Source organism: Deinococcus aquaedulcis (assembly GCF_019693445.1).
Taxonomy (GTDB): Bacteria; Deinococcota; Deinococci; order Deinococcales; family Deinococcaceae; genus Deinococcus; species Deinococcus aquaedulcis.
Genome location: NZ_JAHRBL010000019.1, coordinates 1 through 20,871, shown reverse-complemented (window position 1 = coordinate 20,871; position 20,871 = coordinate 1). Strand labels below are relative to the sequence as shown.

General features: G+C 69.9%; 19 protein-coding genes. 15 read left to right on the top strand and 4 right to left on the bottom strand.

What is annotated here, in order from left to right; genetic code table 11:
- The first annotated feature begins 101 nt into the window (after window positions 1-101).
- The 4 genes from mqnE (at window position 102) to KMW22_RS16325 (ending at window position 3,550) form a co-directional block, all read left to right on the top strand.
- Window positions 102-1,244 carry an aminofutalosine synthase MqnE gene (gene mqnE / locus KMW22_RS16340; RefSeq protein WP_221091095.1) on the top strand — a complete coding sequence of 381 codons (1,143 nt, stop codon included), beginning with the start codon at window positions 102-104 and terminating at the stop codon, window positions 1,242-1,244.
- Window positions 1,245-1,247: 3 nt separating this feature from the next.
- Window positions 1,248-1,586, top strand: coding sequence for a nuclear transport factor 2 family protein (locus tag KMW22_RS16335; RefSeq protein ID WP_328774733.1), 339 nt, complete (start codon window positions 1,248-1,250; stop codon window positions 1,584-1,586).
- A gap of 115 nt (window positions 1,587-1,701) precedes the next feature.
- Window positions 1,702-2,574 carry a menaquinone biosynthetic enzyme MqnA/MqnD family protein gene (locus KMW22_RS16330; protein WP_221091094.1) on the top strand — a complete coding sequence of 291 codons (873 nt, stop codon included), beginning with the start codon at window positions 1,702-1,704 and terminating at the stop codon, window positions 2,572-2,574.
- A gap of 376 nt (window positions 2,575-2,950) precedes the next feature.
- Window positions 2,951-3,550, top strand: coding sequence for a hypothetical protein (locus KMW22_RS16325; protein WP_221091093.1), 600 nt, complete (start codon window positions 2,951-2,953; stop codon window positions 3,548-3,550).
- A gap of 3 nt (window positions 3,551-3,553) precedes the next feature.
- Here the strand turns inward: KMW22_RS16325 and KMW22_RS16320 are convergent, their stop codons facing one another.
- From KMW22_RS16320 to KMW22_RS16310, 3 genes are read right to left on the bottom strand one after another with little or no spacing between them, the layout of a single operon-like run.
- Window positions 3,554-4,792 (bottom strand): M16 family metallopeptidase, encoded by a 1,239-nt coding sequence (locus KMW22_RS16320; RefSeq protein WP_221091092.1) that lies wholly within the window; start codon window positions 4,790-4,792, stop codon window positions 3,554-3,556.
- A complete protein-coding gene (locus KMW22_RS16315; RefSeq protein ID WP_221091091.1) occupies window positions 4,785-6,062 on the bottom strand; it encodes a M16 family metallopeptidase in 1,278 nt (425 codons plus the stop codon). The genes KMW22_RS16320 and KMW22_RS16315 overlap by 8 nt, the downstream gene beginning before the upstream one ends.
- Before the next feature lie 50 nt (window positions 6,063-6,112).
- Window positions 6,113-7,669 (bottom strand): histidine kinase N-terminal 7TM domain-containing diguanylate cyclase, encoded by a 1,557-nt coding sequence (locus KMW22_RS16310; protein ID WP_221091090.1) that lies wholly within the window; start codon window positions 7,667-7,669, stop codon window positions 6,113-6,115.
- 154 nt (window positions 7,670-7,823) lie between these two features.
- On the opposite strand from KMW22_RS16310, the gene KMW22_RS16305 reads away from it, so the two are divergent.
- The 5 genes from KMW22_RS16305 (at window position 7,824) to KMW22_RS16285 (ending at window position 12,764) form a co-directional block, all read left to right on the top strand.
- Window positions 7,824-8,342: a M23 family metallopeptidase gene (locus tag KMW22_RS16305; RefSeq protein ID WP_221091089.1), complete on the top strand. Its 519-nt coding sequence runs from the start codon at window positions 7,824-7,826 to the stop codon at window positions 8,340-8,342.
- A gap of 411 nt (window positions 8,343-8,753) precedes the next feature.
- On the top strand, window positions 8,754-9,338 hold the full coding sequence (locus KMW22_RS16300; protein ID WP_221091088.1) for a hypothetical protein: 585 nt from the start codon (window positions 8,754-8,756) through the stop codon (window positions 9,336-9,338).
- A 75-nt stretch (window positions 9,339-9,413) separates the two neighbouring features.
- Window positions 9,414-9,857, top strand: coding sequence for a hypothetical protein (locus KMW22_RS16295; protein WP_221091087.1), 444 nt, complete (start codon window positions 9,414-9,416; stop codon window positions 9,855-9,857).
- The gene (locus KMW22_RS16290) at window positions 9,854-10,561 is read left to right on the top strand and encodes a fimbrial biogenesis chaperone (protein ID WP_221091086.1); all 708 of its coding nucleotides are present in this window, start codon (window positions 9,854-9,856) and stop codon (window positions 10,559-10,561) included. The genes KMW22_RS16295 and KMW22_RS16290 overlap by 4 nt, the downstream gene beginning before the upstream one ends.
- Window positions 10,539-12,764: a fimbria/pilus outer membrane usher protein gene (locus KMW22_RS16285; protein ID WP_221091085.1), complete on the top strand. Its 2,226-nt coding sequence runs from the start codon at window positions 10,539-10,541 to the stop codon at window positions 12,762-12,764. The genes KMW22_RS16290 and KMW22_RS16285 overlap by 23 nt, the downstream gene beginning before the upstream one ends.
- Here KMW22_RS16285 and KMW22_RS16280 read toward each other — a convergent pair.
- A complete protein-coding gene (locus KMW22_RS16280) occupies window positions 12,730-13,287 on the bottom strand; it encodes a GNAT family N-acetyltransferase (RefSeq protein ID WP_221091084.1) in 558 nt (185 codons plus the stop codon). The genes KMW22_RS16285 and KMW22_RS16280 overlap by 35 nt on opposite strands.
- 393 nt (window positions 13,288-13,680) lie before the next feature.
- Between KMW22_RS16280 and KMW22_RS16275 the strand changes: the two genes are divergently transcribed.
- The 6 genes from KMW22_RS16275 (at window position 13,681) to KMW22_RS16250 (ending at window position 20,788) form a co-directional block, all read left to right on the top strand.
- Window positions 13,681-14,691, top strand: a complete 1,011-nt coding sequence (locus KMW22_RS16275; protein ID WP_221091083.1) for a LacI family DNA-binding transcriptional regulator — start codon at window positions 13,681-13,683, stop codon at window positions 14,689-14,691.
- Between the two features lie 101 nt (window positions 14,692-14,792).
- On the top strand, window positions 14,793-16,040 hold the full coding sequence (locus tag KMW22_RS16270; RefSeq protein WP_221091082.1) for an ABC transporter substrate-binding protein: 1,248 nt from the start codon (window positions 14,793-14,795) through the stop codon (window positions 16,038-16,040).
- Between the two features lie 93 nt (window positions 16,041-16,133).
- Entirely contained in the window at window positions 16,134-17,066 is a 933-nt protein-coding gene (locus KMW22_RS16265; RefSeq protein WP_221091081.1) for a carbohydrate ABC transporter permease, read from the top strand.
- Window positions 17,063-17,959 carry a carbohydrate ABC transporter permease gene (locus tag KMW22_RS16260; protein ID WP_328774732.1) on the top strand — a complete coding sequence of 299 codons (897 nt, stop codon included), beginning with the start codon at window positions 17,063-17,065 and terminating at the stop codon, window positions 17,957-17,959. Before KMW22_RS16265 ends, KMW22_RS16260 begins: the two co-directional genes overlap by 4 nt.
- Window positions 17,960-18,203: 244 nt before the next feature.
- Window positions 18,204-19,580: a GH1 family beta-glucosidase gene (locus tag KMW22_RS16255; RefSeq protein WP_221091080.1), complete on the top strand. Its 1,377-nt coding sequence runs from the start codon at window positions 18,204-18,206 to the stop codon at window positions 19,578-19,580.
- Between the two features lie 116 nt (window positions 19,581-19,696).
- Window positions 19,697-20,788 (top strand): glycoside hydrolase family 3 protein, encoded by a 1,092-nt coding sequence (locus KMW22_RS16250; RefSeq protein WP_221091079.1) that lies wholly within the window; start codon window positions 19,697-19,699, stop codon window positions 20,786-20,788.
- The last annotated feature ends 83 nt before the right edge of the window (window positions 20,789-20,871 follow it).

Sequence of the window (20,871 nt, the reverse complement as noted above, 5' to 3'; positions counted from 1 at the left end):
CATTGTGGCATGCGCTGAGCAGGCCGCGCCCCTGCCCCCGGGGGGCGTTCACCGGGGGCAGGGGGACATTTTCAGCCCCCGCCTGCGCGTATCCTGCCCTCATGAAGTGGCTCTCCGATCCGGCGCTGGCCCCCATTGCCGAGAAGGTCGAGGCCGGGGCCCGACTGAACTTCGACGAAGGCATGCAGCTGTTCAGAACACGCGACCTGAACACCCTGATGCGCCTGGCCGACTGGCGCAAGCGGGCGCTGCACGGCGACAAGGTGTACTTCGTGCACTCCATGCGCCTGGAATTCACCAACATCTGCTACGTGGGCTGCACCTTCTGCGCCTTTGCCGCCCGCAAGGGCGAAGCGCGCGCCTGGGACTACAGCCCCGAAGAAGTGGTGGCCGAGGTGGGGCGGCGCTACCTGCCCGGCATCACCGAGTTGCACATGAGCAGCGGCCATCACCCCAACCACCCCTGGGCCTTTTACCCGGAGATGGTGCAGCGGCTACGTGAGGCCTACCCGGACCTGCAGGTCAAGGCGTTCACGGCTGCCGAGATTGAGCACCTCAGCAAGATCAGCAAGAAGCCCACCCTGGAGGTGCTGCGCGACCTGCAGGCGGCCGGGCTGGCGGCCATGCCCGGCGGCGGCGCCGAGATCTTTGCCGACCGGGTCCGTAAACAGGTCGCCAAAAACAAGGTCAAGGCCGAGAAGTGGCTGCAGATTCACGCCGAGGCCCACTCGCTGGGCATGCGCACGAACGCCACCATGCTCTACGGGCACATCGAAACGCTGGAAGAGCGCCTGGACCACATGCACCGCTTACGTGAACTGCAGGACGACTCGGTGGCGCGCCACGGCGGCGGCTTTCACGCCTTTATTCCGCTGGCTTTTCAGCCGATGGGCAACACCCTGGCACAGAACCTGGGCAAGACCGACTTCACCACCGGCCTGGACGACCTGCGCAACCTCGCCGTGGCCAGGATCTACCTGGATAACTTTCCGCACATCAAGGGCTACTGGGTGATGATCGGCTCGGAGCTGACCCAGGTGAGCCTGGACTGGGGGGTGTCGGACATCGACGGCACCATTCAGGAAGAGCACATCGCGCACGCCGCCGGGGCCACCAGCCCCATGGCGCTGTCGCAGGCGGGCATGATCCGCATGATTCAGCACGCCGGGCGCGTGCCGGTGCTGCGCGACGCTTACTACCACGAACTCGAAACCTTCCCCCGCAGCGCGGAAGCGGCCGACTGAGCCGTGGGCACCGATCTGGACGCTGTGCTGGCCCTGGACGACGCCTGGAACGCGGCCTACCACCACGGCGACCCGGCGCGCATGGCCGCCGTGCTGGCCGAGGACTGGCTGGCCTTTTTCCCCGATGGCACCGCCGTCTTCAAGGCCGACCTGCTGGCCAACATGAACCGCACCCCGCCCCCGGGCCTGATTTTCGAGCGCCACGCCAGCCGCGTATACGGCGACGCGGCCATTACCCGGGGCACCCTGTACGCCGGCGGCGAGCGCGTGCAAAGCTTCCTCCGCGTATACGCCCGGCGGGATGGAGGGTGGCAGGCCGTGAGTGTGCAGGTGGTGCCGTGAGGGCTCGCTTTGCTCGCGGTCTAAGGGTCAAGAGGTCTAAGCGTCTAAGGCGATGGGGCGCTGAAATTCTTCGACCCCTTGACCCTTTGACCCTTAGACGGGTGCGGAGCGCCCCATGACCTACCGCGCCGGCTGGATTCACTACACCAACGTGGCCCCTATTCTCGACACCCTGGCGTTGCCATCTGGGGTCACGGCCATCACGGGCGTGCCCACCGAGATGAACGCGGCGCTGCTTTCGGGGCGGGTGGACATCGCCAACATCAGCGCGGTCGAGTTCATTCGCAACGCCGACATTCTGGAAGCCCTGCCGGATTTCAGCGTGGCGGTGCTGGGGCCGGTGTATTCGGTGAACCTGTTTCACACGCGGCCCCTGCGCCATGTGCGCCGCATTGCCCTGACCGCGCAGTCGGCCATGAGCGTGGCGCTGCTGGAGGTGCTGCTGCGCGAGTGGGGCCTGAGCCCGGTGCTGGAGCGCGCCGAGGGCGACGCCGAGACGCTGCTGAAGGGGGGCTACGACGGCGTGCTGCGCATTGGCGACAGCGCCCTGCGCGAGTGGTACGGCGTGGCCGGGCCGCTGACCCCGCAGACCACCATGACCAGCCTGCCCGACACCGGCCGGGGCATCACGGTGACGGACCTGGCCTGCGCGTGGTTTGACCTGACCGGGCACCCCTTCACCTTTGCCGTGTGGGCCTACCGCAAAGACAACCCCCCACCCCCGGCGCTGATTCAGGCCATGCGCGAGGCCCGCCGGGAGGGCCTGGGGCACCTCGCCGCCGTGGCACGCCGCCACGCCCCGCGCCTGGGGCTGCCGGAGCGCGTGGTGCAGCATTACCTGTGGAACTTCCGCTACCACCTGGAAGCGCCCGACCGCCTGGGCCTGCACGAATTCGCCGCCAAGGCCGTGCCGGGCCATGCCGAGCTGACCTTTGGGCCCCGGCCGGGGCCGGTGGCGGCCAGCCGGCCCTATGAGCCTACGCACTGAACGTAGAGAGGCCCGGCGGGCTCAGGGACAACGGAACGGAATGCAGCCTCCTGGCACCTGGGCCGCGCTGAACCCGGTGCTGAGGGGCGGCATCGTGTTGGGAACACTGGGGGGCGCGGGCGTGCTGACCCAGCCGGGGGCGCCACTGGCCTGGAGTGTCCTTGGCGCAGGGCTCCTGGCGATAGGGTGGGGGGCTCGGCAGGCAGTGCACAGGGTGCCGGCGCCGCCCCGGCCAGTGGCCCCGCCTGAGCCTTCACCGGCCCAGGCGCCTCGACCCCGCCGACGGCTGCGGCTGATAACCGAACAGCCGCAGCTGGGCGGAGACCTGCACCTGCGGCTGGAGGTTGCGCCCCCTTCGCTGCTTGGGCCCAAAGACATGGCCCTCTGGCTTCAGGTGCCGGGCCACACCATTCCGCTCCCTCTCTGCGCCGTCAAACGTTCGCAGCAGGACCAAGCCCAGTGGCATGACCTAACAACCCGTCTGCCCCGGCAGGTCCCCGCAGGCCCCGCAACGGTTCGGGCCGGGCGCGCCCAGTGCCGCCTGCCAGCCCTTCGCCCCGCCTCGCCGCTTGAGCTGCACCGGCAGGTGGGCGAGGTCGAAGCCTGCGAAGTGCTGCTGGGTGGCACAGCGCTCGCCCACACGGCGGCCCAACTGTACGGCCTGCCAGTCCAGGCCTGGGCGGAGCTGACCGATGAGGACTACCGCCGGGCCTTTCCCGTCACGGCCGAGCAGGTGGCAGCCTATGCCTGCGCGACGGGCTGGAGCGAGCGACATATCCACCGGACCCTCGCGGGCGGGCCGCTGCCCCTCATGGTGGAGATGGACGGCGAGTTCAGCCTGCTGAGACAGGGGGGCTACAGCGAAATAGAGGTCGTGCACACCGCCCCGACCCGCGAGGCCATTGTGCAGGCGTACCTGCGCTGGCACTTTCCCTGGTTACCCCTGGCAGGCGAAGACAGCCCAGCCCGTGGGTAACGTCTAGAGCTGCTCCACCGGCCCCAGGGCCACCACGGTCAGGCGGTCCAACGGGCATTGGCGCAGGACGTCCCGCACGGCTTCCAGGGTCACCGCCTCATAGCGCGCCACCAGTTCGGCGGTGTCTGGCGTGCGGCCCGTGGCCAGGTGCTCCATGCCCAGGGTAAAGAGGCGGCCCTGCGGCGTTTCGGCGCGCAGCAGGGTGCCCACCGCTAGCTTGCGCGCCGCGCGGCGCACCGCCTGCGGGGTGATCAGGGCCGCCGCCTCACGCAGCACCCGGCGGTAAATCGCCAGGGCTTCGGGCGCGCGCTCGGGGTCGCAGCTGAAGCCGCCTTCAAAGGTGCCCGCGTCCTGGTACTCCAGGTGGCCCAGGTCGGCGCTGTCGCACAGGCCAGTGTCAATCAGGGCCCAGTACAGGGCGCCGTTCTCGCCGCCGATCAGGTCGGCCAGCACCTGCGCGGCCTCGCGCAGTGGATCGGCGGCGCCCAGGCCGGGGCAGGCACTTGCCACATGCACGCGGCTGAGGTCCGGGTCGTGCAGCACCCGCACCCCCCCGGGGTGGGCGGGCACGGCGGGCGTCAAGGCGGGGGCCGGCAGCCCGGTGGGCCAGCGCTGCAGGTGCTGCTGGGCCCAGGCCAGGACCGCCCCCGGGTCAAACTGCCCGGTCATCACCAGGGCCACGCGCCCAGCGCCGTAGCGCTCGCGGTGGTGGCGGGCCAGGGCAGCGGCGTTCAGGGCGCCCACCGTCTCGGGCGTGCCCAGAATCGGGGCGCCCAGGGGGTGGGGGCCCCAGTAGTCGGCGCGCAGTTCGTCGGCCAGTCGGGCGGCGGGCTGGTCGGCGTACATGGCGATTTCTTCCAGAATCACGCCGCGCTCGGTCTCCACGTCGGCCCCCCGCAGGGCGGGGCGCATCAGCTCGGTCAGGGTGGACAGCAGGGCGCCCGTCTGCTCGGGCAGGGTGGCGGCGTGATAGACGGTGGCTTCCTCGCTGGTAAAGGCATTCACCTGCCCACCCAGTTCGTCCAGGCGGGCGTTCAGTTCGGCGGCACTGAGGGCCTCGCTGCCCTTGAACAGCAGGTGTTCCAGAAAGTGGCTGGCGCCCAGTTCGGCGGCGGCCTCCTCGCGGCTGCCAGTCTGCACGAAGTAGCCGGCGGCCACCGTCTGGGCTTCGGGGTCGGGGGCCAGCAGCAGACGCAGGCCGCCCGGCAGGGTGTGGGACACGAAAGGCAGGGGTTCAGGCATGGGTGGGTTCCAGGGGAAGAGGGGCGGCCGGGCCCAGGGTCACCACGGCGGCGGCCTGCACCGGGTGATAGCCCGCCAGGAAGGCATTCACGCGGTCGAGGGTGAGGGCCTGCACCGCCGCGCGCAGGGCCGCCACCGGGCGCACGGCACCGAACAGCGCCACGTCGCGCGTCAGGGCGTGGGCGCGGCCCCGCAGGCTCTCGGCGCCGAACACGAGGTTGGCGGCCAGCCCGGCGCGGGCGCGCTCGAATTCGGCCTGTTCCAGGCCCCGGGGCAGGCGGGCCAGTTCGCCTTGCACCACCGCCAGGGTCTCGGCGGCGCGGGCGGGGGTGCTGCCCGTATAGACGCTCAGAAAGCCCTGGCCGCCCAGAATCACGGGGCCGGCACTGACCGCGTAGGCCAGCCCGCGCTCCTCGCGCACCGCGTGAAACAGGCGACTGGCGCTGCCGCCGGATAGGGCGTTCAGGGCCACCTGCCAGGGCAGCCAGTCGGGGCTCTGCGGGGAAACGCCGGGGGCCAGCAGGCTCAGATGGGTCTGCTCGGCCGTCTCGTCGGGCACGTGAGCGCGTTCACCGCGCACGAAGGTGGCCGGCACCGTGTCGTGCTGACCGGGGCGCAGGGGGCCCAGCACGGTCTGGGCCAGGTCCAGCACCGCTTCGGGCGGCAGGTCGGCCACCACACCCAGCACGGCGCCTGCCTGCCCGTAGCGCGCCAGGTGGGCGCGCAGGGCCCCGGGGGTCAGCGCGGCGAGCCCCGCCAGCGTGCCGCTGACCGGGTGGGCGTAGCCCGCAAAGGGCGAACCGGGCGGGCGCGGAAAGGCAGCCTGCCGGGCGCTCGCCGCCAGCCGGTCGGCGGGGCTGTCGTCCAAGCCTTCCAGGTCCTGCCGGGCCAGATCGGTCAGCACCGGCAGCTCGGCGTCCGGCAGTTCGGGCTGCGTCAGCACGTCGGCGCACAGGGCCAGGGCCGCGCGCAGGTCGGCCTGCAGGCCACTCACGCTCAGGCGGGTGGCCTCGGGGCCCACGCCGCCGCCCCGGCGCACGCCCAGGTCGTCAAAAGCGTCTTGCAGGGCGCGCGCCCCCCGGCCCCCGGCGCCCTTGAACAGCCACTCTTCCAGCACGCCGCCTGCGCCCTCCAGGCCCACCGGGTCGTGGGCGCTGCCCACGGGCAGGCGCAGATCAAAGGCAAAACCGGGGCTGCGGCGGCGCTCGAAGGCGAGGCGCAGGCCACCCGGGAGGGTCCACAGGTGGGCAGCGGGGGGAGACGCGGGCATCCGGCCATTCTACCGCGCGCCGCGCTGTGGCTGCCCGCCCGGCCGGGGGCTTACCCAGCGGCGGGCACCAGCGCGGGCGGAGCCAGGGTCACGCGGTTGCGGCCCCCCACCTTGGCGGCATACAGGGCGTCGTCGGCCTGCGCCAGCCAGGCGTCCAGCCCCAGGCCCAGCGCCGGGTCGCCGGGGGCCAGCCCCACGCTGAGGGTTACCGGAATGGGGCGCCCAGCGTCCTGCACACTCAGGGCCTCCACGGCCTCGCGCAGCGCCTCGGCCACCTGCTCGGCCTCGGCAGCCGAGGTGGCGGGCAGCAGCGCAGCAAATTCCTCGCCGCCGCAGCGGGCAAAGAGGTCGCTGCGGCGCAGCCGGCCCTGACAGGTGCGCGCCACCGCCCGCAGCACCTCGTCGCCCGCCGGGTGGCCGTAGGTGTCGTTGATGCTCTTGAAGCGGTCAATGTCCAGCATCAGCACGGCAAAGGGCTGGCCGTCGCGGGCGGCCTGGGCCAGCAGCTGCTCGGCCTGGGCCGTGAAGTGGCGGCGGTTGGGCACGCCGGTCAGGGCGTCGGTCTGGGCGAGGTGCTGCAGTTGCTGCTCGGCCTCGCGCCGCGCGGTGATGTCAAATAGCACCACCGCCTGCCCGCTCACCTGCCCCGACGCCCCGCGAATGGGCGAGCGCTGCACCGTGAAGTAGCTGGGTTCGTGGCCGCGCAGCAGCGTGATTTCCTCTTCTGGGGTCTGCGGCGCATCGGGCGCGGCGAGGCTGGGCAGCACGTCCTGCGAGGACGCCCCCACCCCTTCTCCGGGCCGCAGGCCGAACAGCTCGCGCGCAAAGGGGTTCAGGTCCACCACCCAGCCACTGAGGTCCAGCACCACGATGCCCGCGCGGATGTTGTGAATGACCAGATGGTGGGCAATCGGCACCAGCCGCAGAGCGCCGTAGCGGAACAGCGCCAGCGCAAAGAGCACGGCCGAGAACAGGAAAAAGAAGATGACCTCGTCCACATGCGGCAGCAGGTCCAGTCCCAGCAGGTCTTCAGACATGCGCCCGGCCAGCGGCACGAACCCGCCCAGCGCCAGCAGCAGCCCCTGGCGCCGGAACATGGGCTGGGCCGCATGGTAAAAGCGGGTAAACAGCACCACGCTGCTCACGATGGACCCGTACACCACGGCGGCGTAGGCCCAGAAAAAGGGCCCGTGGCCTGCCTGCAGTTCCGGTTCGCCGGGGACCACCCGCAGGTCGGTCCACATGAGGTGGTGCAGGCTGTCGGTGCAGACCACCGCGAAGACCAGCGCGGCCCAGCCCACCAGTGCCGCGCGCACCGGCCGGGTCAGCCATCCTTCGCGCCCGGTGGCGTGCAGGCAGAACACCAGCCACAGCAGCGGCGTGGGGGCCGCGCCCAGGTACTTGGCCACCAGCCACGCGTGCTTGCCCGCCAATGTGGCGCTGCTGAGTTCCATCACGTAGCACAGGGTCCAGACCGACAGGCCGGCCATCAGCCACGCAAAGGTGCGCGCCGCCGCGCTGGGCCGGCCAGCGGCCACGGCGCCCAGCCCACTGGTCAGGGTCAGCGACGCCAGAAACGGAAGAATCATGGGGGTGTAGGCCAGCATGCTGGGCTCCTTGTGGCGGGGCCGGGGGGAGCGGCAGGCCACCTTTATGTTCTCTTTAGAGTGTAACAGTCCTGGCAATTGAGGCCCTAGCCCAGGGCCCGGTCTGCAACTTTTGCCGGTGTCGGCCGGGCGCTGTGCACGCCATGCTGCCCCCATGCGGCGGTGGGTTGGAATGGGGGTGCTGGCGGCCGTGCTGGCCGGGGTTCTGTTGTGGCTGTGGCCGCTGCTGCAGCAGGCGCGGCAGGTCTCGGCGCTGCTGGCCTCTCCGGCGCCGGCCACGCGCAGCCTGCCCAATCCGCTGCCCGGACAACGTTTTGAAGACACCTGGGGCGCGGCCCGCAGCGGGGGCCGACGCCACGAAGGCATTGACATCTTCGCGCCGCGTGGCACGCCCATCCGGGCCACCACGCGCGGGCTGGTGATCAATGTGGGTCCCAACGGTCTGGGGGGCCGCACGGTGATGGTGCTGGGCCCGGCCGGGCAGCGCCACTACTACGCCCACTTAGAGCGCTACCCGAACCTGAAACGCGGCGACTGGGTGCGGGCCGGGGACGTGGTGGGCTTTGTGGGCGACAGCGGCAATGCGCGCGGCACCCCGCCCCACCTGCACTACGGGATCTATGCGGCCGGGGGCGCCATCAACCCCTATCCCCTGCTGCGGCCCGAGCAGTAGACCGGCCCCCGCAGCGGTATAGACCGAGCAGCGCCACAGGCTGGCCCTGTGCTTCAACGGCCAGGACGGAACGGGACGGCGACTCTGACCCCTCTGCAGGGCGCCCCTGGTTCTTGCCTGCACCGTTCATGAAAGGGACACCTGTTCACAACGCGGTCCTTTTTTTGCCGTGCAGCAGGGCATTTTTCGAGTTAACGCTCCATTAACGTGGGGTTTTTTACAGTAGTGGCACAGGAAACGGGTTGGAGGTGCTGGGGAGAGCGTCTTCCCGCCCGTGAACTGAGCCGGATGCGGGCAGAGCAGCGGCGAAGCGGGGCCCAGGCGGCCCCCCAGCCCCGAAAGACTTTGCCCACCGCCCACCTCGCTACCGCTGGCCTGCGTCCCAGGCCCCTGACCTTCGGAGGGAAGAACATGAGGAACATTGCACTGCTGGCCCTGAGCATGACCGTGAGCACCGCCGCCGCCGCCAACGTGGCCGGCACCCAGACCACCCCGCTGAACATGCGCGTGCAGAACGTGTGCATCACCGGCTACACCAGCCCCGAGTACAACGGCGCCGCCGGCCTGAGCCGCACCTGGAGCGCCGTGAACCTCAACACCCTGGGCGGCGGCGTGGTGAGCGCCGTGCGCAACGTCACCACCCCCGCCATCCGCGCGCTGGGTGTGGACTGCAACCACCGCACCGCCCTGACCATCGCCCCCATCGCCGACATCACCATGACCCGCGACACCAGCGGCGGCGGCCAGCCCTACACCTTCCAGATCAAGGGCGCGGCCTGGAGCCCCACCAACCCCTGGAGCATGGCGGTCAGCAACGGCGCCACCGGCACCATGAACCGCTCCATGGGCAACGGCAACACCATGACCTACCAGTACTACGAGCGCCTCGTGAGCTTCAAGCTGGGCGGCGCCGGCAGCGACCTGAACACCGCGTGGTCGGTCCCCGGCGGCAACTACACGGGCAACCTGGTGGTGAGCTTCAACTACGACGAGTAAGCACCCCGTTTCCCGGGCAACCTGACCCCACCCAGAGGTCAGGTTGCTTCGCCTTCCTGCAAGGAGATGATGGCGTTGTTCCGATTGCCCGCTGCGCTGCTGCCTGCCCTGCTGCTGGGCACGCTCTGCCCGGTGGCCCAGGCCACCCCCAGCACCGCCCCCGCCCCCCGCTGCCAGATCAGCGTGACGGCGGCCATTGCGCCCTACCGCTTTCCGGTGGGCGCCCAGGGCCAGCTGGAGGTCACGGTGGTCTGCCCGCCGGGCCGCTTTGCGGTCACCCTGAGCACGCCTGACGGCCCCCTGCACGGCCCACGCGCGCCGTTCACGCTGCAGTCGGGGCGCACCACGGCCCAGGCCCTGCTGACCGACTGGCCCGCCGACCTGAGCGTGGTGGGCCGGCGAACCTTTACCCTGAACGTGCTGGTGCCGCCCGGACAGCTGAATCTGGCCGGCGGCGATTACTCGACCCTACTTTCGGTCCGCGCTGAGGCGCTGGACCCTGCTGGAGACCTGCCATGATCCGCTTTCTGCTGTGGACGCTGCTGTGCCTGTTGGGTGTGGCCGGAGCCCAGACCTTTGCCCTGTCCCCCACCGCCTTCAACATGGACCCGGCGCGCACCAACACCGCGCAGGTGCGCATGGACAACACCGGCGACGCGCCCATGACCTTTCAGCTGGAAATTCGCAAGTGGAGCACCGAAAACGGGCAGCATGTCTACACGCCCACGCGCGACGTGGTGGTGAACCCCGCGCAGTTCACCCTGGAACCGGGCAAAAGCCAGGTGATCCGGGTGGGCCTGCTGAAAAAGGCCGGCAATGAAGAACTGGCCTACCGCGTCTTTGTGCGGCAGGTGCCCACCGCCGACGTGCCCTCGCAGCAGAACAACGAGGGCAATGTGGGCCTGACCCTGCGCCAGCTGGTGCAGGTGTCCATGCCGGTCTACGTGGCCCCCGCCAGCAGCGCTCCCAAGCTGAGCTACGGCCTGCGCCTGCAAGACGGCAAGGTCATGCTGGACCTGACCAACGCGGGCAACCGGCACCTGACGCTGCGCGACGTGAACGTGGTGGCCGGCGAGGCGCGCCTGAGCCTGGGCAACGCCGCCGTGCTGGGCGGCAGCACCCTGAGCCTGCCGCTGACCCTGGACGCCCTGCCGACCAGCGCCGAACTGGTGTATTCCGACATGAACGGCGAGGAGCGGCGTGAACCGCTGCGCCTGCCCTAAGCGGCCCCGGCTGGGCGCGGCGCTGGGTCTGGCCGCCCTGCTGGCCCTGGCGGGTGCTGCCGCCGCCCAGGACGCGCCCGCCCCGGACCCCTGCGCCCTGCCCCAGACGTTTGTGGACGTCACGGTGGCCGGTCAGGGCCGGGGCGGCACCCTGGTGCTGATGGACGGCGAGCGCTTCTGGCTCTCGCCGTCGGTGCTGCGCGAGGCCGAGGCCGGGTACGCGGACGCCCGCGCCCGCTGCGACGGCCAGGAGTTCGTGCGCCTGAATGCCGCCCTGGACCTGCGCTACGACCCCGGCGAACTGACCCTGAGCGTGGGACCGCGCCTGGAACTGCTGCCCAACAACACCCTGGACCTGGGACAGGTGCGCCCCCCCGAAGCCGAGGTGCTGCCCACCCTCCCTGTGACCACGCTGGGCGTGCAGGGCGAAGTGGCACGCCGCCCGGGCGACGAGACCCAGAGCGCGCTGATCACCCACACCGCCACCGTGCGCGCGGGCTACCAGAATGGCCGCTTTGCGCTGGGGGCGCAGGTGGGTGAAGCCGGGGGCCAGGGGCTGGCGACCGCGTGGCAGGGGCAACTGGGCGCGGCGTATCAGGTGCGCGACAACCTGTCGGTGGAAGCCGCCGCCTACGCCGTCAAGCTGGGGGGCGCGCCGCTGCGGCTGGCCGACGAACAGATCAGCGGCCTGACCGTGACCTACGGCAGCGTGCGCGCCTACCGCCTGCCGCAACTGGTGGTGGCGCTGCCGCTGGACGCCGAGGTGGAACTGCGCGTGCCCGGCGTGGAGGTGCCGCGCCTGAACGCGGCCGCCGGCACCCTGACGATTCGCAACCTGCCGCTGGACCTGCCGGCCGGCACCGTGGAGCTGCGCATCCGCGACGCCACTGGCACGCGCTTTGAACGCGTGACCTACACGGCGGCCGATATTCAGGTCACGGCCCGCGCGCTGGCGCTGCGGGCACAGGCCGGGGTGCGCGGCACCCGGGCCGCCACGCAGGCCACCGCCGTCTACGGCCTGAGCGACGAATGGAGCCTGAGCGCCGAACTGGACGCCGACACGGCCCGCCAGCAGCTCAAGGCCTCGGCGCGCTACGTGGTCACGGACCTGAACACGGGGTTCGGGGTGCAGTACGACTCGGCCACGCGCACGCGGCTGCTGCTCAGCGGCGACGCCACCTGGGCCCGGGGCGAGTGGCGCTTTGGGGTGGGCGCCGTGGTGCCGCCCCTGGACCTGCGCGCGGCCTCGGTCGCCGGGCAGGTGGGCTGGAGCGCGCGGGGCACCAGCCTGGGCCTGCGGGCGCAGGCCACCCCCGGCGCGGCGCGCGGCGAACTGGGCCTGAGCGTCACCCGCAAATTCAGCCCCGACCTCAGCGCGGCCCTGGGCGCGGCCGTGACCGCCAACGACGGCCAGGTGGGCTGGCGGGCCACCCTGGGCGTCACCTGGACGCCCACGCCCAAGCTGGGCCTGAATGCGGTGGCCAGTACCGAGAACGGCGCGGCCCTGCTGGAAACGCGGGCGGTCTACCAGCTGGCCCCCGAACACACGCTGAACGCCGGCGCGGTGCTGGGCAGCAGCGGCACACGCGCGGCCACCCTGGGCTACCAGTACGTGGGGCAGGCCCGCGCCGCCGCGCAGGTGTCCACCACCGGCGAAGCGCGGGTCTCGGGCAGCGTGGGCGCCGCCTGGGTGGGGGGGCAGCTGTTCCTCACGGCGGCCGAGGCGGGGCCCGGGGTGCTGGTGCGCACGGGCGTGTCCGGCGTGCCGCTGGTGGTGGGGGGCGTGCGGGTGGTCACCGACCGCCGGGGCGACGCCCTGGTGCTGCTGGCCAGCGGCACGCGCGTGGCGGCCGTGGCCCCCGACTTTGACCAGTTGCCCGTGACGGTCAGCGTGCAGGAGGATGGCCGCACCCTGAGCCTGTCGCCCTACGGCGTGACGGTGCTGGACTGGAGCAAGAACTTCGCGCGCTTTGCCTGGGTGCGGCTGCTGCACCCCGACGGCACGCCGCTGAAATACGCCCGCCTGAACCTGAGTGGCGACCCCACCACCGACGACGAGGGCTGGGCCCTGGTCCCCGAGTTCAGCGCGCCCCAGACCGTGCAGGTCACGGAAGAAGCGCCGGACGCCCCGCCCTGTCAGGCCGCGCTGGTCCCCGGCACCGAAACCGTTACCTGCGTGCCGACCCCTCCAGCCGCGCCCTGATCGCCGGCCATTCGGCTGCCACAATGGAATACATCACTGTGTCGCGCTGGGTGCCGTCCTGGCGCGGCATGTGCTGGCGCAGCACGCCCTCGCGCACTGCCCCCAGCGCCTCAATGGCCCGCTGCGAGCGGGTGTTCAGAATGTCTGTCTTGATCTCCACGCGCAGCATGCCCAGTTCCTCGAAAGCGTGGGCGAGCAGCAGGCGCTTGAAGGTGCGGTTGGCGGGCGTGCGCATGTGGGCCGGGGCCAGCCACGTGCTGCCGATTTCCAGGCGCTTTTGCTGGGGGCGCATCTCCATGTAGCGGGTGGCCCCGGCATACTCGCCGTTCACCAGCGCTACGAAGGGCTGCTGGTCCACGGCCTGCAGCGCCGCCGCGTAGTAGCGCCCCAGGGTAGGCGGCGTGACCATCTGCGCGTATTCCTGGGCGCTGGCCTGCGCCAGGGCCAGCAGCGGCGCGCTGTCGGCCTCCCGCAGCGGGCGCAGGGTGTACGGGCCATCCGAGATCGTCAGATCGTGGTGCATAGGGCGACTGTACGGCGTGGGAAGGAAGGAATGGGGCGGGGTGTCGAGGCAGCCAAGGGGAAGGAGACGGGTGCGGGGTGGCCAGCTGAGACGGGCTAAAAAGGACTTGCTTTCCCCATGTTCCCCTCTCCCCTGGTGGGAGAGGGAGGGAGGAGCGGAGCGGCGGAAGGGTGAGGGGGCCACCGGGCGGCCCGGACTCCATTGAGTCCCGTCTAAGCCCCCATCCCACCCCTGCTCTCCTTCATGTACGGCCCAACCCCCCTTGTCTGACCCAGCCCAAAAGCCGCCGCTCCACCGTCTTGACAGCGCTTTCAAAGAGGACTACGCTGCCCTTACCTCTCAAGTCCTCTTTCGCAGACGGCCGCGTCTGCGCGCCTAAGGAGCTGTCTGCCTGTGCTCGAACCAGTCACCCTGGCCCAAGTGGCGCGTGAAGCGGGCGTTTCGCCCAGCACGGTGTCACGCATTCTGAACGGCACCGCCAACGTGGCGCCGGACAAACGGGTGCGGGTGGAAGCGGTGATCGCGCGGCTGAATTTCCGGCCCAATCCCCAGGCGCAGGCGCTGGCGGGCGGGCGCAGCCTGAGCATCGGCGTGGTGACGCCCAGCCTGCACTCCACCTTTTACGGCGAGGCCCTGACCGGCATCGAAGCGGCGCTGAACGACACGCCCTACCACCCCATCGTGATCAGCGGGCAGTGGCGCACCGAGCGCGAGCAGGAAGCCCTGAACGTGCTGCTGGCCCGCCGGGTGGACGCCGTGATTCTGCTGGGCGGCATTCTGGACGACGAGGTGCTGCGCCCCCTGGCCCAGCGCGTGCCCATGATCGCCGTGGGGCGCGAGGTGCAGGGGCTGTCCGACAGCTGCATCGTGATGGACAACGCCCTGGGTATGCGCCTGATCGCCGGGCACCTGCTGGACCTGGGCCACCGCGAGTTCGCGTACATCAGCGGCGCCGAGCGCCAGAGCGACGCCGTGGAGCGTAAGAACGCCTTTCTGGGCTGCCTGCAGGACGCCGGGCTGAGCATCCACCCCGACCTGATTCAGGTGGGGCAGTACCTCGAAGACGGCGGGCAACAGGCCGCGCAGCGCCTGCTGGACACCGGGCGGCCCTTCACGGCCCTGGTGTGCGCCAACGACCAGATGGCCCTGGGCGCGCGCCTGACCCTGTACCGCGCCGGACTGCGGGTGCCGGACGACGTTTCCTTGACCGGCTTTGACGACGTGGTGACCTCGCGCCTGATGACCCCGCCCCTGACCACCGTGCGCCAGGCCATTTACGACATTGGCGTGAGCGCCGCGCAGGAAGCCCTGAAGCTGCTGGGCGGCCAGCCCGCGCAGCGGCACGTGTTTACCCCTGAACTGGTGATCCGCGAATCCACCGCCCCGCCCCGGAGCCGACCATGACAGGCCCTGCTGGTTAGCCCTTCCCTGCCCCGCACCGGGCCCAGATGGCCCCTTCTTTCGCTCCAATCTGAAAGCGCTTTCATAACCTTCTGGAGGTTTCTATGAACAAAGGTCTCGTGTCCGTTCTTGCCGCCGCCCTGCTGCTGGGGCAGGCCCACGCCCAGGAAAAGGTGACCCTGACCGTGGCGGTCTTTCCCAGCCTGGACAGCTCGATCAAGGCGATCTTGCCCGCGTGGCAGAAGAAATACCCCAACGTCACGATCAACATGCAGGCGCAGCAGTACGCCGACCACCACAACGCCATGACCACCGCACTGGCCACCGGGCAGGGCCTGCCCGACGTGATGGCCATTGAAGTGGGCTACGTGGCCAAATTTGCCGAGGGGCAGGGCCTGGAAGACCTGAACAAGGCGCCCTACAGCGCCGCCGCCTCCAAGAAGCTGTTCACCCCCTTTACGATTGCGCAGGCCACCAGCAGCGACGGGCGCTTTATCGCCATGCCCACCGACATCGGCCCCGGCACCTTTTTCTACCGCAAGGACGTGCTGGACAAGGCCGGCGTGAACCCGGTGAACATGCAGCGCTCCTGGGAGTCCTACATTGCGGCCGGCAAGACCATCAAGGCCAAGACCGGCGCCTACCTGGTGAACACGGCGGCCTCGGTGTACGGGATCATCATCCGCACGAACCTGAAAAGCGGCGAGGGCATTTACTTCGACAAGAGCAACAACCTGCTGGTGGGCCCGGACAACGCCCGCTTCGTGCGCGCCTTTACCCTCAGCAAGCAGATCCGCGACGCGGGCCTGGACGCCAAGGTGGGCGAGTGGACCAACGAGTGGTACGACGCCTTTAAAAAGGGCACGGTCGCCACGCAGTTTTCCGGCGCGTGGCTGCAGGGCGCCCTGCAGAACTGGATGGCCCCCGAAACCAAGGGCCTGTGGCGCGTGCAGAACCTCCCGGAGCGCTCCTTTGCCTCGTGGGGCGGCACCTTCTACGGCATTCCCAGCAAGGCCAAGAACAAGCAGTGGGCCTGGGAGTTCATCAAGTTCATGACCCTGAACCAGAGCTCGCAGATTGCCGCCTTTGAGGATAACGGCGCCTTCCCGGCCCTGGTCGCGGCGCAGAAGAACAAGGTCTTCAGTGACCCCGTGGACTTCCTGGGCGGCCAGAAAGCGCGCGTGCTGTGGCGCGACGCCGCCGCCAAGACCCAGCCCATTGACGTGAACAAGTACGACTCGGTGGCCGACCAGATCGTGCAGACCGAGCTGACCAACGTGCTGGAAAAGGGCAAGGACATCAAGCAGGCCCTGTCTGACGCCCGCGCCCAGATTCTGCGCCGCGCCCGGTAAGCACCCCCCCGCCCCTCTTCCTGGCCAGCAGGCGCGCGTGTAAGTCACTGGCGCGCGCCCTTGCCGGCCCCCCCTCCCCTTCCAAGGACCGCCATGTCACACCGCCTGCCCGCCCCCGCCCGCGCCCGGCTGAGCTACGCGCGTCTGCAGCAGCGTTTCGCGCCGTACGTGTTTGTCAGCCCGTTTTTTCTTCTGTTTCTGGTGTTCGGGCTGTTTCCGCTGCTGTTCAGCCTGTTCCTGGCCTTTCACCTCTGGAGCCCCTTGGACGGTCTGGGCAACTGGAAGTTCGTGGGCTTCGAGAACTTCGCGCTGGCCCTGGACCGGCAGGACCAGTTCTGGACCACGCTGAAGAACACGGTGTGGATTGGCCTGCTGGCGGGGGTGCCGCAGCATCTGGTGGCGCTGCCGCTGGCCTTCCTGATTCACCAGAGCCTGCGCCGCTACCAGAGCACCCTGAGCACGGTGCTGTTTCTGCCGTACATCACCAACGCCGTGGCGATTGCCATTGTGTTCGCCACGCTGTACTCCGAGCGGCTGGGGCTGCTGAATTACGTGCGCGGTCTGGTGGGCCTGGACCCGGTGCGCTGGCTGGGCGACCCTGGGATGGTGCCGTATTCGGTGGCAGCGGTGGTGTTCTGGCGCTACCTGGGCTGGAACGTGGTGCTGTACCTCTCGGGGCTGCAGGCCATCAGCGAGGACGTGTACGAGGCCGCCACCGTGGACGGCGCGGGGAAATGGCAGCAATTCTGGTACATCACGCTGCCGCTGCTCCGGCCCATGATGTTCTACGCCTTCACCCTGACGATTGTGGGCAACATGCAGCTGTTCGAGGAACCCTTCATGCTGCTCAATGACGGCGGGGGCAGCGGCGGCGCAGGGCTGACCACCGCCATGCACATCTTTAATACCGCCTTCCGCGACCTGGATATGGGGTACGCCTCGGCCATGAGCTGGCTGCTGTTCCTGGCGATTTTTGCCCTGAGCATGGTGAACAACGTCCTGTTTTCACGTGGAGGTGAGCGGTGACCAGTACCCCGGTTCGCGCGGCGCCTGCTGTGGCCCGCCCCAAGCGCCCGCTGCGGGGCTGGCGCCGCCTGCCCCTGTGGCTGCTGATGGGGCTGGTGTGTTTCGTGTCGGTGGTGCCCTTTTACCTGATGTTCGTGTGGGCCTCGCAGCCCAGCGCCGAAGTGTTCGCCTTTCCGCCGCACCTGTGGTTTGGCTCAGCCTTCGACGACAACCTGCGCGGCCTGCTGCAGGTCACAGACGGCAAGGCGCTGCGCCACTTCTGGAACTCGCTGTACCTCGCGCTGGTCGCCACCGCCACCACCCTGTTTTTCTGCTCGCTGGCCGGCTACGCCTTTGCCATGTACAACTTCCGGGGCCAGCGGGCGCTGTTCGCCTTCATCCTGGCCACCATGCTCATTCCGCCGCTGGTGATGGACATTCCCAGCTTCCTGGTGATGAACAACGTGCTGGGCTGGGTGGGGGAGCCGCGCGCCCTGTGGGTGCCGGGCATGGCCAACGCCTTTGGCATCTTCCTGATGCGCCAGTACATCGCCTCGGCCCTGCCGCGCGAACTCATTGAAGCCGCGCGCATCGACGGCGCCACGGAATTTGGCATCTACCGCCGGGTGGTGCTGCCCCTGATCCGGCCCATTCTGGCCACGCTGGGCGTGGTGACGTTCGTGGGCGCCTGGAACAACTTCAAGGGCGCACTGATCATGAAACTCAGCGAGCCCGACACCATGACCCTGCCCCTGAGCCTGCGCCGGCTGGGCGGCGGCGCCACCAACGCCAACGTGGACTGGGGCGCGATCATGATGCTGGTCGTGATCACCGTGATTCCGCTGGTGATCGTGTTTCTCTTCGCCAGCCGTCAAGTCATCAGCGGCCTGACCAGCGGGGCGGTCAAGGACTGAGGCGCCCCCGCATCTGGCCCCCAGCAGGCGGGTGAGGCGCCGCCTTGTGCACCCGCCTCTCTGTGGCCCCCCAACTGAATCGTTTTTGGAGGTGACCGGATCAGCCTTCACCGCCCGGCCTCTTCCCTCCTCTGCCCCGTTCCTCATTTCTGGTCAGCTCCTCTTCTGCCCACAGCGGGCCCCATCCAGCCCTTCGCCCGCTGTGTTCGACCTTCTTTCCTGCCTGTTTCCACGGAGTTTTTGCATGAGCAATCACACCCCTGACCCTGCGCGTTTTCCGGCCCGTTTTACCTGGGGCGTGGCCACCAGTGCCTACCAGATCGAGGGCGCTGCCCATGAGGACGGCCGGGGCCCCAGCATCTGGGACACCTTTTGCGCCGCCCCGGGCAAGGTGCGCGGCGGCGACACCGGCGACGTGGCCTGCGACCATTACCACCGCCTGCCTGAAGACCTGGACCTGATCCAGGGGCTGGGGGTCAATGCCTACCGCTTCAGCGTGGCGTGGCCGCGCGTCCTGCCCCAGGGGCGCGGCGCCGTGAACCGGGCCGGGCTGGACTTTTACGACCGGCTGGTGGACGGCCTGCTGGCCCGGGGCATTGTCCCCTGGGCCACGCTGTACCACTGGGACCTGCCGCAGACCCTGGAGGACGAGGGCGGCTGGCGGGTGCGCGGCGCGGCCGAGGCCTTTGCCGAGTACGCGGGCGTGGTGGCGGGCGCGCTGGGGGACCGGGTGCGGCACTTCATCACCCTGAACGAGCCGTGGTGCTCGGCGTACCTGGGCTACGGCAACGGGGTTCACGCGCCGGGGGCCAGTGATCTGGCCGACAGCTTTGCCGCCTCACACCACCTGCTGCTGGCCCACGGGCTGGCGGTGCCAGTCATCCGCGAGGCCGCGCCGGGCGCCCAGGTGGGCATCACCCTGAACCTGCACCACACCTACCCCGCCAGTGACAGCGCCGCCGACCACGCGGCGGCCCGGCGGGGCGACGGCTTTCAGAACCGCTGGTATCTGGACCCACTGTACGGGCGCGGCTACCCGCAGGACATGGTTCAGTTGCTGGGCGAGGCCAGTCCCCAGGCGCGCGGGCTGGTGCGGCCCGGCGACGAGGACCAGATCGCCGCGCCCACTGACTTTCTGGGCGTGAACATGTATTCCCGCGCCGTCATGCAGGACGCCCCCGGCGAGGGCTGGCTGCACGCCCGCCAGATTCGCCCGGAAGGCAGCGCCTACACCGGCTTTGACTGGGAGGTGGCCCCGGACAGCCTGACCGACCTGCTGGTGCGCCTGCAGCGGGACTACGCGCCCGGCGCCATCTACATCACCGAAAACGGCTCCACCTACCCCGACACCGTCAGCGAGGACGGCACTGTGCACGACGGCGAACGCACGCGGTACCTGGAAGCGCACCTGGCCGCCATGCAGGCGGCCATGACCCAGGGCGCGAAGGTGCGCGGCTACTTCGCGTGGTCACTGATGGACAACTTCGAGTGGGCCGAAGGCTACGACAAACGCTTTGGCATCGTGCATGTGGACTTTGACACCCAGGCGCGCACCCTGAAGCAGTCCGGGCGCTGGTACCGCGATTTCCTGGCCCGGGCGCGGGAGACCGTGCCGGTATGAGCGGGCGGCCGTCTCCCGCGCCCACCCGCCGGAACAGGCCCGGCTGGGTCACGCCACCCTCGTCTTCGTACATGGCGCGGCTTGAACCCTTGGGGCCACGGTTCCACCCGCGCGGGGTGAAACGCGGGCTGGCCCTGGCGCTGCTGAGCGCCAGCCTGGGTTCGGCGGCGGGCATGGCCCCGGCGGCGTGGCTGGACCCAGCGGCGGCCGAGGCCCGGGCGCGCACCCTGCTGGCCGGGCTGAGCCTGGACGAGAAAATCGGTCAGGTGACGATGGCGCATGTGTTCCGCTTCACCGAGGGGGGCCGCAGCGGGCCCCTGGCGGCCACTGCGGCCCAGACCTTTGGGGCCCTGAAGCCGGGCAGCGTGCTCAACGGGGGCGGCGACACCCCGCAGCCCAACACGCCGCGCGGCTGGGCGGACTTTCTGGGGGCGCTGGACGCAGTGGGCCGGGCGGCCGGGCCCCGGAACATCCCGGCGGTGTTCGGGACCGACGCGGTCCACGGAGTCAACAACGTCCCCGCCGCCACGCTGTTTCCGCACAACATTGGCCTGGGGGCAACCTTCAGCCCGGTCCTGACCGAAGAAACCGCCCGCGCCACCGCCCGCGACCTGCGCGCCCTGAACGCCGCCTGGACCTTTGCCCCGGTGGCCGATGTGGGGCGCGATCCCCGCTGGGGCCGCTTCTATGAAACTTTTGGCGAGGCGCCGTGGCTGGTGGCCGACCATGTGGCGGCGGCGGTGACAGGCCTGCAGGACGAGGGGGTGGCCGCCACCCTGAAGCACTTCGCTGGCTACGGCTTGGGCACACTGGGCCTGGACCGGGGCAACGCGGAGCTCAGCCCCCGCACCCTGCACGAAACGGTGCTGCCCCCCTTTCAGGCCGGCATTCGCGCCGGGGCCCTGAGCGTGATGGCCAACAGTGGCAGCGTGAACGGGGTGCCGGCGCACGCCTCCGCCGCCCTGCTGACCGGCGTGCTGCGCGGCGAACTGGGCTTTGGCGGGCTCCTGGTGAGCGACTGGAACGACATCGACCGGCTGGTGGGCACCTACCGCACCCACGCGGACCTGCTGCGGGCCACCGCCGCCAGCGTCAACGCCGGGCTGGACGTGTATATGGTGCCCAATACGGTCGAGGCGTATCAGGGGGCCCTGAAGGAAGCGGTCACCACAGGGCTAGGGTCTGTCTGGCTGAATTTGGCAGGATAACGGCATGGGACGGACGGATTTGACGGAGCAGCAGTGGGCCATACTGTCGCCGCTGCTGCCGAAGAACCCGAAGCGGGGGCACG